Source organism: Arthrobacter sp. MAHUQ-56 (assembly GCF_019710585.1).
Lineage (GTDB): Bacteria > Actinomycetota > Actinomycetes > Actinomycetales > Micrococcaceae > Arthrobacter.
The window spans coordinates 373,364-388,439 of record NZ_JAIFZQ010000008.1 but is presented as its reverse complement, the minus strand read 5'-3'; the positions used below and the strand labels follow the sequence as shown (position 1 = coordinate 388,439).

11 protein-coding genes and 2 pseudogenes are annotated in these 15,076 nt (G+C 63.9%); 11 read left to right on the top strand and 2 right to left on the bottom strand.

What is annotated here, in order from left to right:
- Nucleotides 1-54: 54 nt before the first annotated feature.
- Nucleotides 55-1,797 (bottom strand): L-lactate permease, encoded by a 1,743-nt coding sequence (locus K4G53_RS05970; protein ID WP_221384564.1) that lies wholly within the window; start codon nt 1,795-1,797, stop codon nt 55-57.
- 187 nt (nt 1,798-1,984) lie between these two features.
- Between K4G53_RS05970 and K4G53_RS05965 the strand changes: the two genes are divergently transcribed.
- The 5 genes from K4G53_RS05965 (at nt 1,985) to K4G53_RS21255 (ending at nt 5,498) form a co-directional block, all read left to right on the top strand.
- A complete protein-coding gene (locus tag K4G53_RS05965) occupies nt 1,985-2,788 on the top strand; it encodes a (Fe-S)-binding protein (RefSeq protein ID WP_221384563.1) in 804 nt (267 codons plus the stop codon).
- Nucleotides 2,785-4,305: a LutB/LldF family L-lactate oxidation iron-sulfur protein gene (locus K4G53_RS05960; protein WP_221384562.1), complete on the top strand. Its 1,521-nt coding sequence runs from the start codon at nt 2,785-2,787 to the stop codon at nt 4,303-4,305. The genes K4G53_RS05965 and K4G53_RS05960 overlap by 4 nt, the downstream gene beginning before the upstream one ends.
- The gene (locus tag K4G53_RS05955; protein ID WP_221384561.1) at nt 4,302-4,934 is read left to right on the top strand and encodes an LUD domain-containing protein; all 633 of its coding nucleotides are present in this window, start codon (nt 4,302-4,304) and stop codon (nt 4,932-4,934) included. Before K4G53_RS05960 ends, K4G53_RS05955 begins: the two co-directional genes overlap by 4 nt.
- A gap of 100 nt (nt 4,935-5,034) precedes the next feature.
- Nucleotides 5,035-5,370 (top strand): hypothetical protein, encoded by a 336-nt coding sequence (locus K4G53_RS05950; RefSeq protein ID WP_221384560.1) that lies wholly within the window; start codon nt 5,035-5,037, stop codon nt 5,368-5,370.
- On the top strand, nt 5,367-5,498 hold the full coding sequence (locus K4G53_RS21255; protein ID WP_260323289.1) for a hypothetical protein: 132 nt from the start codon (nt 5,367-5,369) through the stop codon (nt 5,496-5,498). The genes K4G53_RS05950 and K4G53_RS21255 overlap by 4 nt, the downstream gene beginning before the upstream one ends.
- A 433-nt stretch (nt 5,499-5,931) precedes the next feature.
- Here the strand turns inward: K4G53_RS21255 and K4G53_RS05945 are convergent, their stop codons facing one another.
- Nucleotides 5,932-6,591: a TetR/AcrR family transcriptional regulator gene (locus K4G53_RS05945; RefSeq protein WP_260323288.1), complete on the bottom strand. Its 660-nt coding sequence runs from the start codon at nt 6,589-6,591 to the stop codon at nt 5,932-5,934.
- Nucleotides 6,592-6,712: 121 nt separating this feature from the next.
- Between K4G53_RS05945 and K4G53_RS05940 the strand changes: the two genes are divergently transcribed.
- From K4G53_RS05940 to galE, 6 genes and pseudogenes are all read left to right on the top strand, one after another.
- On the top strand, nt 6,713-8,053 hold the full coding sequence (locus K4G53_RS05940) for an ABC transporter substrate-binding protein (RefSeq protein ID WP_201435010.1): 1,341 nt from the start codon (nt 6,713-6,715) through the stop codon (nt 8,051-8,053).
- Nucleotides 8,050-9,003: a carbohydrate ABC transporter permease gene (locus tag K4G53_RS05935; RefSeq protein ID WP_201435009.1), complete on the top strand. Its 954-nt coding sequence runs from the start codon at nt 8,050-8,052 to the stop codon at nt 9,001-9,003. The genes K4G53_RS05940 and K4G53_RS05935 overlap by 4 nt, the downstream gene beginning before the upstream one ends.
- On the top strand, nt 9,000-9,908 hold the full coding sequence (locus K4G53_RS05930; RefSeq protein WP_201435008.1) for a carbohydrate ABC transporter permease: 909 nt from the start codon (nt 9,000-9,002) through the stop codon (nt 9,906-9,908). Before K4G53_RS05935 ends, K4G53_RS05930 begins: the two co-directional genes overlap by 4 nt.
- Nucleotides 9,905-13,036 carry a glycoside hydrolase family 2 TIM barrel-domain containing protein gene (locus K4G53_RS05925; protein WP_221384558.1) on the top strand — a complete coding sequence of 1,044 codons (3,132 nt, stop codon included), beginning with the start codon at nt 9,905-9,907 and terminating at the stop codon, nt 13,034-13,036. The genes K4G53_RS05930 and K4G53_RS05925 overlap by 4 nt, the downstream gene beginning before the upstream one ends.
- Nucleotides 13,037-13,047: 11 nt before the next feature.
- Nucleotides 13,048-13,723 (top strand): annotated as a pseudogene (locus K4G53_RS05920) (hypothetical protein).
- Nucleotides 13,720-14,734 (top strand): annotated as a pseudogene (gene galE, locus K4G53_RS05915) (UDP-glucose 4-epimerase GalE). Before K4G53_RS05920 ends, galE begins: the two co-directional pseudogenes overlap by 4 nt.
- The last annotated feature ends 342 nt before the right edge of the window (nt 14,735-15,076 follow it).

Here is a 15,076-nt window from a genome sequence, read left to right as displayed (position 1 = left end):
CGGGGCGTGTGCGGGCCTACCGGCCCGCACACGCCGTACTGATTGGGCGGGACGCTAGGGCAGCATCCAGCCAAGGATTGGGGTGGACTGGAGGTAGGAGAGCGTGCAGAGCACCAGCAACAGCGCCACACTCCATCCCACTACTTTACGCAGGATCACCGACTCCTTGCCTTCAAGGTTGACCGCAGACGCGGCGATAGCGAGGTTTTGCGGGCTGATCAGTTTCCCGACGACGCCGCCGGAGGTGTTTCCGGCGACGAGGAGGTTCGGGTCGATGCCTGCTTTCAGGCCGGCGGTCTGCTGGAGTTTGGCGAAGAGCGCGTTGGCGGACGTGTCGGAGCCCGTGACGGCGGTGCCAATCCAGCCAAGAACCGGTGAGAGGAACGCGAAGAAGGTGCCAGTGCCGGCGAGCCAGGTGCCGATGGATACTGTCTGCCCGGAGAAGTTCATCACGTAGGCGAGTGCGAGGACGGTGATGATGGTCAGTCCGGCCCAGCGCATCCTGTAGATGGTGCGGCCGATCTCCTTCACCGCGTTAGCCACCGTGATGGGGTAGCGGCCGCCGTCGTTGTACTTCGAGTACACGAAGGCGACGATCAGGCCGGTGATTAGCAGCAGGGTTCCGGGGGTGGAGAGCCATTGGAAGGAGTAGATGGTGGAGGAGACGGGTTTGCCTTCGGCATTGACCAGAGCGTCGTGCAGGATCGGCCAGGGGATTCTGACGTCGGTCGAGGCGAGGAATGCGGGCACGTCCGCACCGAGTTTCCATAGCTTGGCGATGCCGAAGACGACGATCACGAGGAAGTACGGGAACAGGGCGAGCCACGTCCGGGTCGGGGTCAACCGGTCTGCAGCGGCCTCGCTGACGGCGACAGCCGTAGCCCGCCGGGAGCCGCCGCCGGCGGTGGTGGAGGCTGTGTTCTTCGAGGCTGCATCAAAGGCTGCTCCGAGACGCTCGCGTGCTGCGACGCTTCCCTTGGGCGTCCAGACGCGGAAGAACAGCACGGCCGCGCCGAGGCCTACGAGGGAGGCGACGATATCGGTGAGTTCGTAGGAGAAGAAGTTGGAGCACAGGAACTGTGCCGTGGCGAATGAAAAGCCAACCACCAGCGCTGCGGGCCAGCAGTCTTTCAGGCCCTTGCGGCCATCGAGGATGAAGAGCAGGATCAGCGGCACGATGGTGGCCAGTAGCGGAGCCTGACGTCCAACGACGGAGGCAATGTCCGTGGCATGCAGTCCGGTGAGGCCGGCCGCGGTGGTGATCGGGATGGCCATGGCGCCAAAGGCAACAGGTGCCGTGTTGGCCACCAGCACCGCGGCGGCAGCGCGCAGCGGCGGCAGTCCGAGCGCCAGCAGCATGGTGGCCGTGATAGCCACCGGCGCACCGAAACCGGCGAGGGCCTCCAGCAGCCCGCCGAAGCAGAAGGCAATCAGGACCGCCTGCAGGCGCACGTCGCCTTTACCGATTACATCGAAGACGCGGCGGAGGTCCTCAAAGCGCCCGCTGAGGACCGTGACCTGATAGAGCCAGACGGCCATGATGACGATCCACAAGACAGGGAAGGCGCCGAAAACCCCGCCCTGGGTAGCGGAGAGCAGCGCCAGCCCGGCCGGCATCTGGAACGCGAATATTCCGACCAGGAGGGCAGCCAGGAGCGCAAAGGCACCGGCGACATGGGCGCGGGTTTTGACGACGGCAAGCAGGATGAAGAACGTCAGCAGCGGCAGCAGGGCGACGATGGCCGACCACATGACGCTGTTGAGCACCGGGTCGGTGCTGGGGGTGAACTGATCCACGGAGTTCCTCCACATTGAGGGGGACGGCAGGGGGGGTATGGTCAGACCTTTGTGGTCGGACCAGTAGAGTGTAGCGTACATCTCCCCTGTTTGTGAGCCCCTTCACGCGCACCACGGTGGTTGCCAGTGGCGCCGGTCACGTGATCTACTATGGTCAGACCACAACCCCTTAGCCCGAAAGGCTGCCATGCGAATCGCTTTGTTCGCTACGTGCATCGTGGATGCGATGTACCCCGCCACAGCGCGGGCTACCGTGAAAATCCTGGAACGGCTGGGACACGAAGTTGTGTTCCCGTCCGGCCAGGCCTGCTGCGGGCAGATGCACGTCAACAGCGGCTACATCAAAGAAGCCGTCCCCGTTATCGCCAACCACGTGAATGCCTTCGATACCGAGGACTACGACGTCGCGGTTGCCCCGTCCGGTTCCTGCGTCGCCTCCGTGAAGCACCAGCACCCTATGGTCGCCCGCTCGTGCGGCGACAAGGACCTGGAAACACGTGCCACCGCCGTAGGCGCCAAAACTTACGAGCTCTCCGAATTGCTGGTGGACGTGCTCGGCGTGACCGATGCTGGCGCGCAGCTCGGTTCCTACTTCCCGCACCGCGTCACCTACCACCCGAGCTGCCACGGCATGCGCCTGCTCCGGCTCGGGGACCGGCAGGCGCGGTTGCTGGGCAGTGTCGCAGGGATCGACATGGCCGAACTTCCGGAAGCAGACCAATGCTGTGGCTTCGGCGGCACGTTCTCAATGAAGAACGCCGACGTCTCCTCCGCCATGCTCGAGGACAAGACGGCGAATATCGCGGCAACAGGGGCAAGCCTGTGCGCCGGAGGGGACGCCTCCTGCCTCATGCACATCGGCGGCGGCCTCTCCCGCCAGGGCAGCGACGTCACCACCCTGCACCTGGCCGAAATCCTCGCCAGCACCCTGGAAGAACCGGCCTCTGTCACCGGCGAAGTCCGCGTCACCACCGGAAAGGCAACACGATGAGCACCTACCTGGGCATGCCCTCACTCCCCGTTCATGGCACGGGCAACCTGCACGCCTCCGAATCCTTCCCCCAGGCCGCGCACCGCGAACTCGCCAACACCCAGCTCCGGGCCAACCTCGGCCACGCCACCCACACCATCCGAGACAAACGCATCCAAGTGGTCTCCGAACTGCCTGACTGGGAACAACTGCGCGACGCCGGCTCCGCCATCAAGGAATCCGTGATGGCCCGCCTGCCCGAGCTCCTCGAACAGTTCGAGAAAAACTTCACCGCCCGAGGCGGCGTGATCCACTGGGCCCGCGACGCCGATGAGGCCAACGGGATCGTCGCCGGTCTGATCCGGGAAACCGGGGAAACCGAAGCGGTGAAGATCAAATCCATGGCCACCCAGGAAATCGGCCTCAACGAATACCTTGAAGAACAGGGCATCGCCGCCTACGAAACCGACCTCGCCGAGCTGATCGTCCAGCTGGACCACGACAAGCCCAGCCACATCCTCGTCCCGGCGATCCATAAAAACCGCACCCAGGTCCGGGACATCTTCCTGCGCGAAATGGAGGGCGTCGACCGGGAGCTGACCGACGAACCGGCCCGCCTCGCCGCGGCAGCCCGGGCACACCTGCGCCGGAAATTCCTCACTGCCAAGGTCGCCGTCTCCGGCGCCAACTTCGCCCTGGCAGATTCCGGTACCCTCGCCGTGGTTGAATCCGAAGGCAACGGCCGGATGTGCCTGACCCTGCCCGAGACTCTGATCACGGTGATGGGTGTGGAGAAACTCCTGCCCACCTGGCAGGACCTTGAAGTGTTCATGCAGCTCCTCCCGCGGTCCTCCACCGGTGAGCGGATGAACCCCTATACCTCCCTCTGGACCGGCGTCACCGAAGGCGACGGGCCCCAGAACGTGCACCTGGTGCTGCTGGACAACGGCCGCAGCGCTGCCCTGGCCGATGAAATGGGCCGCTCGGCACTGCACTGCATCCGGTGCAGCGCCTGCATGAACGTCTGCCCCGTCTATGAACGCACCGGCGGCCACGCCTACGGGTCAACGTACCCTGGCCCGATCGGGGCGATCCTCTCACCCCTGATGACCGGCATCCAGGCCGAGGAGAACAACTCGCTGCCTTATGCGTCCTCGCTGTGCGGGGCCTGCTACGACGCCTGCCCGGTGAAGATCAACATTCCTGACATCCTGGTGCACCTGCGCAGCGTGGACGTGGACAGCAAACGCGGGAAAAAGAAGATCCCCACCCAGATGGACATCGGCATGAACGCTGCCTCCTGGGCGTTGTCCTCCGGCAAACGGCTGGGCATGCTTGAAAAAGGCCTGCCACTGGGACGCCTGGCGGCCGGCCCGGACAAGAAAATCACCAAACTGCCCGGCATCGCCGCCGGCTGGACGCAAAGCCGTGACATCCCGGCCCCGCCCAAGCAATCCTTCCGCGACTGGTGGAAGAAGGAACACCACGCCCCGGGCACCGCCCCCGCCGCAGCCCACGACCAGGAAGACCAGCCATGAGCGCCCGTGAAGAGATCCTTGAACGGATCCGCACCGCCCTGAAAGACGCCCCCGAGGTTCCCGTTATCCCCCGTGGGTACCGGGCCTCGTCCCAGCTGGACGAAGCCGAGCTGATCGAGCTGCTGGTGGACCGCCTGATCGATTACAAAGCCCGGGTCTGCATCGTGGACACCGAGGACGTCCCGATGAAAATTGCAGAACTCCTGGCCGAGGCCGGCAGCTACGTCGTGCCCGCCGGGCTGGACGCCGACTGGCTCACCGGACTTGAACTCCAACAGGACAGCCGGCGACGCCTGGACTCGATGACCGCGCCACTGAGCGTCGCCGAGCTCGACGGCATCGACGCCGTCGTGACCGGCAGCGCCGTGGCTGTCGCCGAAACGGGGACGATCATCCTGGACGGCAGCCCCAACCAGGGCCGCCGCGCGATTACCCTCGTCCCGGACCACCACATCTGTGTTGTGGAAGTCGCCGACATCGCCGGGATCCTGCCCGAAGCGCTGCGCCGGATCGACGGCACCAGACCGTTAACGATGGTCAGCGGCCCCAGCGCCACCAGCGACATCGAACTCGAACGCGTCGAGGGAGTCCACGGCCCCCGCACACTCGACGTCATCATCGCCCGCTAAGACCCGCGGACGACGGGGGCCCGGCCGCGATCCAGGCCGTGCCCCCGCAGTGCCGGCGCCCCACGCGTTCCCCACCGCCGCAGAAACGAAAGGCACCCCCATGACCGTCTTCCGCCATGACACCTGGAACACCCTCCTCGGCGCCGTCGTGGAAGTCCGAAAAAACGGGACCCCCATCCGCACAGGACTCGTCGAGGACGTCATGCCCGATTCCTCCGCCCTCTGGATCGCCGCCGACGGGCTGGCAGGCCGCATACTCATCGAAGTCGCTGAAGGATACGAGGTGTGGGTGGAACCAAAGCAACTAAAAGGTACCCGCGCCTACCGTATGACCTGGTCCGCGCTCCACCCCTGGCATAACCGGCACCGGCGTGAAGACCCCAGCCACGGACGGCTGCGCTACCACATCCGCACAGCAGCAACGGAAAGAGCATGACCAGCGGGGACCTCTGCCCTGTCTACTTCCTCTCCGACAGCACCGGCATCACCGCGGAAACCCGAGGACAACACCTTGCTGAGCAGATAGCATCACGCTCCACGCAGCGGCCGGCCAGTACCGACTGAGGCTGGTGCTGGTCCGTGATGGTGCAATCAGCTTCTGAGATTAAGTGCAGGCGGCTTCTGGAAGTGACATTAGGTCCGGAATCTCGTGTGAATAGGCAACACCCAACCTGACGTCGCCGCCGCCTGGCCAGCGACGATTCGCCCGTCGGCGAGTTCAGGACTGTTCCTAGGTACCTGTAGAGCTGCAAGAGGTATCACCCCAAAGACCGGCCCAAGAAATTTCCATAAGGCCCCGATTTTTGAACCATTTTATGATTCTCGGTGCACTGCACCCGGGTTTCCTGCCGCTCCTCATGTCAGGTTGGCTTCTGAGAGCATCATGGAGCGACTGTCAATGAAACCGAATTTCGCCCTATTCTGACGCCGAAGTTGATGGGCGCGGTGTGTAGCGGACGCTCCTAGGGTTTCTGTTCCATCGGGCACGACCCGATGGCTACGGACGGCTTTTTGCGTGGACCCTATCGGTGGCGCCAGATGACCATCCTGCGTTTTCCTCCGGCACAAGGATCAGATCGAGGTAGCCCTTGAGGATGCCGGGCACGTCCACGGTGTCAGGATTGAGGAGCCACTCGGTTTGAATTCCTTCCCATAGAGCCACGATGGTAGGTCCCGCGACATCAGGGTCGACGCCCGGCCTGAGCCGGCCAATGCTCGCCAGATACCGCAGTTCCCCGCTGTATTCCTTCCGGAGGCGGGCGAAGCGCTGGACGAAGTAGTTACGGGCGGGGTGGTCCTCAGTTGTGGCTTCCCCGGAGAGTACGGAGTAGAGCTCTACGAGGTGGGGAAGCCCTTCATTGTGCTCCGCCTGCCGCACGATGGTTTCGGCAAACCGCTCCCGTGTTCCCGGGGTGCTCGTAGATATCCGGTCACGGTACTCGAGCACCGCAACAAGCAGCTGGGCTTTGGTGGGGAAATGGTGCAGGAGTGTCGTCTGGCTAATCCCTGCCCGGTCCGCAACGTCCTGGATACTGCCGCCGTTGTAACCCCGTGACCCGAAGACCTCTACCGCAGCTTCAAGAATTTGCCGTTGACGCTCGGCGGTCTTGGCGTAGGGGCCGCGCGGTCCTGAGCGTGCGTTCGCCTTCTTAGTCATGGAATCCAGTCTAATTTCACGAAACCCGAGCATTCACTCGGGTTTCATGTTAGCCTTGTCACGTCGGGCCATCCGGCTCCGGTGCCGCGTCCGCGGCGCTGACCATAACGAAGTGGGACTCATGCCATCTTTGACACGACGACAACTCCTTTGCGGTGGGCTCGGCGCCTCCGCCCTCGCCCTTCTCACCGGATGCGCCACTCCGGGAACTGTTTCCGTCAATACCGCACCTGCAATTCCTGCCGCCAGTGCCGGTGAGAAAGTGACCCTCACGTACTGGTCCTGGCTCAAGAACGTCCAGAAGGTTGCTGACATCTGGAACGCCAGCCACCCGAACGTCCAGGTCGAGACCGTATGGATCCCCAGCGGCAACCGCGGCGGGTACTCCAAGCTTTACGCCGCGCTAGCGGCCGGCGGCGGCCCTGACCTAGCGCAGGTTGAAATGCGCACGGTCCCCGAGTTCATGCTCGTCAACGGGCTCGTGGATCTCTCGCGCTACGGTGCCCGTGACTATGCGAACCGTTACGACCCCGCACTGTGGAGCCAGGTGAGTTTCTCCGGGGGTGTCTACGGCATCCCCCAGGATTCGGGGCCAATGGCCACGTTCTACCGCCCGGACGTCTTGGCTAAGATAGGCGCCTCTGCCCCAGCGACGTGGGAGGAGTGGGCAGCCGTCGGGCAGGAGCTGCGCAGTGTCGACGCTTATATCGACTGTTTCTCCCTCGCGGACACCTCCTACTTCGTGTCTTTTGCCGCGCAGGCTGGTGCCCGCTGGCTGCGTCCAGCCGAGGATGGATGGGTCATCAACATGACTGACGATTCAACGCTGAAGGTCGCGCGGTTCTTTGACCGGGCCATCGATGACGGCATCGTTACTACCGCTTACGGCCCCTTTACTCCCGGCTGGTACGCGGCGGCCTCGAGCGGGGAGCTCGCCTCGCTAACGAGCGGCAGCTGGGCCGATGCGCTCGTACAGAGCGTCAGCGGCGGAGCTGGAAAGTGGCGTGTGGCGCCCATGCCCATCTGGGACTCAACGGGATATGGGTCGAGTTACCTTGGCGGGTCTACCGCGGCTGTCCTGGCTAACAGCAAACACCCCCGCGAGGCCCTTGAGTTCGCTGTCTGGATGACGTCCACTCAGGCCGGCATCGACGCCGAGATCGCCAACAGTGGCATCGGATGGTCGCCCGTGCCGGGCATGATCGGTGCCACGCGTGAGAAGCCATCCGACTTTTTCGGGGGGCAAAACTACAACCAGAACGTCATCGTGCCAGCGAGTAAGTCGCAGAACATGGACTGGTCTTGGTGGCCCGTCACCACGCAGTCCTTCAACATTTTGAGCGACGGGTTTCGTCGTAAGGCATCGGGCACGAGCTTCGTCGACACCGTAGTGGCTGCCGAGCAACAGATCATGACCGCCTTCAGGAACAAGGGCCTGACGATTAGGAAGGAGCAGGCATGAGCACCGCGGCAGAAACAGCACATCCGGCAGTACCTAGGCGGGAGGGCCGTGACCGGGCAAGGCAACAGCGTCGTGCCGTCACCAGCGCACCCTGGATCCTGCTCGCACCCTTCCTGGCACTCTTCGCCCTCACGTTCATCTTCCCGATCATCGCTGCGGTCGGTTCAAGCTTCACAAAAGTGACCCGCAGTGGCCTCTTCGGCGAAATGGGCGTCCACTCCGGGTTTGCGGGTTTCGAAAACTATGCCCGCGCACTCGGAGACGGAAGCTTTGTCGCCTCGATCGGCCGGGTGCTGCTCTTCGGCATGGTCCAGGTCCCTGTCATGATCGCCCTTTGTACGGTTCTTGCGCTCCTGCTGGAGTCAGCCTCGGCTAAGTGGCCCGGTTTCTTCCGCGCCGCGTATTTCATGCCTTACGGCGTGCCGGGTGTCATCGCGACCATCCTCTGGTCGTTTCTTTACGTCCCGGGCCTGAGCCCGCTGGTGGACGCGGCCGGGTCTGTGGGCCTCACCGTGAACTTCCTTGGCCCGGATACCGTGCTGTGGTCCATCGCCAACATCGTTACGTGGAGCTACACGGGCTACAACATGCTGATCGTCATAGCCCAGCTCAAGGCAATTCCCAGTGAGGTTTATGAAGCTGCGCGCGTGGACGGTGCCGGACCTCTCCGGGTCGCGTGGACAATCCAGCTGCCGCTCATCCGGCCCGCCCTCGTGCTCACCACGGTGTTTTCCATCATCGGCACGCTTCAACTGTTCGCCGAGGCCCAAGTCCTCCAGACTGTTGCGCCGGCCGTCAATAGCCAGTACACCCCGAACCTGTCCGCCTACACTACTGCCTTTGCGTACAACGACTACAACGTCGCCGCCGCCCAGGCCGTGCTCATCGCCCTCGCGGCTTTCATCCTCTCCTTCACCTTCCTCCGGTTCACGAACAGGAAGTCCTCATGACTGCTGCCACCCCCACCCTTAGCCAGCCGCAGAACATCACCGAGAAGCCGCCTGTGACCCGTCGCCGGCGCCCCGGCTCCACAACCATTCTCGTCACCGGGCTGCTTGTCGTCGCAGCGCTCTATTTCCTGGTCCCGGTCTACTGGGTGGTGGTCGCCGCGACAAAGACCAGCGGTGACCTCTTCGCCACCAACGGGTTCCTGTTCGCCCCGCACTTTGTATTGTGGGACAACCTGGCGAACGTCCTCGCCTACGGGGACGGCATCTTCGTGCGCTGGTTCCTCAACTCAATTCTGTATGCAGGAGTGGGCGCACTCGCCGCGACGTACTTCGCCGCCGCAGGCGGTTACGCCCTGGCCAAATACAACTTCCGGGGCAACAGTTTCATCTTCGGGCTCATCCTCGGCGGCGTTCTCGTCCCCGGCACCGCCACGGCCCTGCCCCTGTTTCTGTTCTTCAGCCAGCTCGGTATCGCCAACACGTACTGGAGCGTCCTGCTACCTTCCCTCGTTTCGCCGTTCGGCCTGTTTCTGTGCCGGGTCTACGCGCAGGCAACCGTGGATCCGGCATTGTTGGAGGCTGCCCGCATCGATGGTGCGGGCGAGCTGCGTATCTTCCATTCCGTGGGACTGCGCGTTCTCACTCCCGCCCTCGTGACGGTGTTCTTGTTCCAGCTTGTGGGCATCTGGAATAACTACTTCCTGCCGCTCGTGATGCTCTCCGACTCGAAACTGTTCCCCATCACAGTCGGTCTGAATAACTGGCTTAGCCAGGCCGACCGACTCCCCGAGTTCTACCAGCTGACCACCGGCGGCGTACTGCTGTCTGTCATCCCGCTGGCCATCGCCATGATCGTCCTTCAGCGTTTCTGGCGTGGAGGCCTCACAGAAGGAGCCGTCAAATGATCCCGCACCCAGCGGAGGCAACAGCCTCCACCGCTTACGTCACCGACCCGGGCCCGGGAGAAGGACGGCGGGTACCGGCCCGTTCCTGGCTTCACACCGACGCCCCGTCCCTGTCCCTCGACGGGCAATGGCGATTCCGGCTCCTCAACGGAGTCCCCGGAACGCCCGGCGGCCGGGGGGTCTTGCCCCGGGGGGAAGCCGCAGACGCGATGGCCGCCGCAGAGTACGACGACACTACGTGGGAGTCGCTCACCGTGCCCTCCCACTGGGTGCTTCAGGGCGACGGATCGTACGGCCGCCCGATCTACACCAACGTGCAGTTCCCCTTCCCCATCGACCCGCCGTTCGTCCCCGACGAGAACCCCACCGGAGACTACCGCCGCACGTTCGAACTGCCCGCCGACTGGAAGACCAACGACTCAGCCGGCGGCGGCCGCATCGTCCTGCGCTTCGACGGCGTCGAATCCCGGTACAAGGTATGGGTCAACGGCACAGAAATCGGGTGGGGCGCCGGCAGTCGCCTCGCCCAGGAGTTCGACGTCACCGACGCCGTCAGCGTTGGCACCAATACGATCGCAGTCCGCGTCCATCAATGGTCCGCTTCCAGCTACCTCGAAGACCAAGACCAGTGGTGGCTCCCTGGAATTTTCCGGTCAGTGACCCTCCTGTCCCGCCCGGCCGGCGGCATCGAGGACATCTGGCTCAGGACCGGCTACAACGACGGGGCCGGGATTATAGAACCGGAAGTTAAGGCGACGCCGTCCTCATACCCTGTTCGCCTCCGCGTACCCGAGCTCGGCATCGACGTCGAGTGGGCTAACCCCGCCGATGTTGCACCCGTGGCAGTTTCTGCCGTCGAACCCTGGACCGCCGAAACCCCACGGCTCTACGACACGACGGTGGCGAGCAAGACCGAAACTGTGTCACTGCGGATCGGCTTCCGCACCGTAGAAATCGTTGGAGACCAGTTCCTGGTCAACGGACGCAAGGTCGTGTTCCACGGTGTCAATCGCCACGAGACCCACCCCACGCTCGGCCGCGTCTTCGATGAAGACTTCGCCCGCGAGGACCTCGCGCTCATGAAGCGCTCCAACGTCAATGCCATCCGTACCAGCCACTACCCACCCCACCCAAGGCTGCTCGAACTCGCAGACGAGGTGGGCTTCTGGGTCATCCTCGAGTGCGACCTCGAGACTCACGGGTTCGAGCGGCACGGCTGGGCCCGGAACCCGAGTGACGAGCCACTGTGGCGCGAGGCATTCCTTGACAGGATCGAACGGACCGTGGAGAGGGACAAGAACCGCCCCTCAATCGTCATGTGGTCCCTCGGCAACGAGTCCGGCACAGGGCAGAACCTCGCCGCCATGTCGGCATGGGTGCACGCACGGGATGCGGGCAGGCCCGTCCACTACGAAAATGACTACGCTGGCGCGTACACCGACGTGTACTCCCGCATGTACGCGACCCTGCCCGAGGTGGAGACGATTGGGCGCGACGGCGACACCACGCCGCTGCTGGGCTGTTCCCCTGCCGAGGGGGCACGGCAGCGGAGCAAGCCGTTTGTTCTGTGCGAGTACGTCCACGCGATGGGCAATGGGCCCGGGAACATATCGCTGTATGAGGACCTGGTTACGAAATACCCGCGGCTGCACGGCGGGTTCGTGTGGGAGTGGCGCGACCACGGTATCGCCGCCCGTACCGCGGATGGCACCGAATACTTCGCCTACGGCGGCGACTTCGGCGAGGAAATCCATGACGGCAACTTCGTCCTCGACGGCCTCATCCTCTCCGACTCGACCCCCTCTCCGGGACTGTATGAATTCAAGGCCGCCGTGGCGCCAGTGGGACTTACCTTTGAAGGGCTCGAGCCGGGCGGCAAGCCCCTGGTCCGGGTGGCAAACCTGCGACACAGCGCTGATCTGGGAGACCTGGTCTTCCGCTGGCGCCTTGAAGATAACGGCGAACCAGTCGCCTCCGGTGAGCTCACCGTCGATGGGCTCGACGGCGGTCCTCTCGCCCCTGGCGCTTCGGCCTCAGTGCCCCTGCCAGTGTCCGCGGAAGGATGCACAGGAGAGGTATGGGTGACCGTCGAGGCCGTCCTCGCGCAGGATGCCGGGTGGGCGCCTTCCGGGCACGAAGTCGCCTCGGCGCAGGGCCGCCTCGCGTTATCCGCGACGCGCCCGCTGCCGTTCGCTGCCGGGCTCCCGGGCCGAGCTTGGCGGCAAGGGGAAAGCGCTGGGCTCCTGGAGCTCGGACCGGCAGTCTTCGATCAAGGGCGACTCGTTACACTCGCGGGCCTCCCTGTCGATGGGCCCCGCCTTGAACTGTTCCGGGCTCCCACGGACAATGACCGCGGCGAATCCCGGGGTGGATACATCGACACCGACCCCTGGGCACCAGACGCAGACGGAATCCCCGGCGTAGGAGCTCCCGGGCCGTCGTCGGCAGCACGCTGGTACAAAGCCGGACTGGACCGGCTGCACGGGCGCGTTGAGGCAGTCGAAGTGCTCGGTGAACGGGCCCTCCGTGTGCGCACCCGGTACGCCGCGGCGGACCAGGTCCGCACCGTCACCGTCGAGGAGCAATGGATCCTCGATTCCGAAGGTCTGTGGCTGCGGGTGGACATTCTTCCGTCCTCCGATTGGGGCGGCGTGTGGCCCCGCGTCGGGGTCCGGTTCGGGCTACCCACTCACGTGGACGCAGCGTCATGGTTCGGGCTGGGCCCACACGAGTCCTACCCGGACAGCCTCGAAGCTGCACATGTAGGACGGTACGCCGCCGGGATCGATCAGCTCGCCGTGCCATACGCGCGGCCGCAGGAGACCGGTCACCGCGGGGGCCTTCGTTCGCTCAGCCTGCTCCGGGGCTCAGAACCGTGGGTACGGTTCGACGCGTTCCCGGATGCACGGGGCCGCCTGCCGGGCTTCACCTTGAGCCGCTACACGGCCCAGGAGCTGGCCGCAGCTGGACACCCGCACGAGCTGCCTCTTGCCACGCGCTCATGGCTATACCTCGATGCGGCTCAGCACGGGCTCGGCACCCGCTCGTGTGGCCCGGATGTTTGGCCCGAGTCAGCGTTGGCGCCGGAGGCACGAACGCTCACTTTCCGCCTGGGGGCCCCTAAATGACCAGCCTCGTAATGCCCAGGACGAGCACCGATACCGTCCCGATCTCGGATCGACAGACCACGCTGCGCTACGGCCCCTACACCGCCGAAATAGCCAGCGTAGGTGCAACGTTGCGCTCCTTGCGCCACAACGGCAGAGACCTGATTCTCCCCTTTTCGGAACATCAGGTCCGCCCCGCCTACCGAGGTGCAGTCTTGGCCCCTGGCCCAACAGCGTGATCGCAGGTCGGTATGAATTCGAAGGCGTGGAATACCAGCTCGGTATCAACGAACCGAGCCGGGGCCATGCGCTCCATGGGTTGCTGGCCTGGCAAGAGTAAGCGACGTTTCCGATGATCGACGCTACGACTTTGTGTCCCCCCGACCTATCGGTTCCACAACACTAGACCATGCCTTTACCAACCTTGTACGTGACGATGAGGGCTACTCAACTGCACGCCTGACGACATGGGACGGGTCGGGAACTTCGATGACATGGGGCCGGGACTGTCCCTGGGTTCAGATACACACAGCCGACCTTCCAGATGTGGAATCCAGCAGAGCCGGCCTGGCGGTAGAACCAATGACCTGTCCGCCTAATGCCTTCAACACCAGGACAGACCTCATAGTCCTCCTCCCGGGGCAAAGTCATACCGCGAGCTGGAACATCGAAGCGATACCTGCAAACCCAACCCACACTCGCTCATGAAAATCTTGGTTACAGGCGGCACAGGCTATATCGCTTCCCACACTGTTTTGTCCCTGCAGGAAGCCGGCCACGACGTGGTCGTCATCGACAACCTGGTCAACTCCAGCGAGGAGTCACTGCGTCGCGTGGCTGAACTCAGCGGCAAGACCGCGGAGTTCCACCACGTTGACCTGGTCGACGAAGCCGCCGTCGAGGATGTCTTCGCCGGCGCCGGCATCGATGCGGTCATCCATTTTGCCGGGCTCAAAGCCGTGGGCGAGTCGGTGCAGGAGCCGCTGAAGTACTACTACAACAACCTGGTGGGCACGTTGAACCTGATCCGCGCCATGGACCGGCATGACGTCCGCTCCATCGTGTTCAGCTCCTCTGCCACCGTCTACGGCGAACACAACGCCATCCCCTACGTGGAAACGATGGAGATCGGCGCCAACAACCCCTATGGACGCACCAAGGAACAGATCGAGGACATCCTCTCCGACCTCGGAACCGCCCACTCCCGCTGGCACATCGCACTGCTGCGCTACTTCAACCCGGTGGGCGCACACCCCTCCGGACGGATTGGCGAGGACCCGCAGGGTATCCCCAACAACCTGGTCCCGTTCATCGCCCAGGTGGCCGTGGGCCGCCGAGAGAAGCTCATGGTCTTCTGTGGCGACTACGACACCCCCGACGGCACCTGCCTGCGCGACTACATCCACGTGGTGGACCTCGCCGAAGGACACGTCGCGACGCTGAACTACCGGCGTCTTCCGCTGGAACCTCGGCTCCGGCAAGGGCTCTTCCGTCCTGGAGGTCCTGCGCTCGTTCGAAAAGGCGGTGGGTAGGCCCATCCCCTACGAGATCACCGGCCGCCGCGCGGGAGACCTGCCCGCATTCTGGGCCGACTCCAACTCCGCTCTGGCTGACCTGAACTGGTCCACCACCAAGACCGTGGACCAGATGTGTGAAGACCACTGGCGGTGGCAGAAAAACAACCCCCAAGGCTTTATATCCCGCCGAAATGAACTGTAGGAGCAGTGGATAAATGCAGACAGAGAACTCCACCTGCACGGACTTCCACGAGCACGAACGCACCCAACACGATTCCATCACCGTTCATGTGCACACACGAACCCGTTTGGATGCAGCCGTCGAGGCCGTCGTCCAAAAACTCGCTGTTTGCGCGAGATATCGGAGGCAGGGAATTCGGGTGACCCGGACGGCTCCGGGGACTGTCATCGTAAGCCTCGACCCCGATGTTCCCTACGGCATGAGCTACGAACAAACTACCTGGTAATACGAGAAGGCGATAAGTCGAATCAGCCTTATGGCTGTATCGGGCTTTTCTGATGAACCCCCTTCCAACACGGCAAC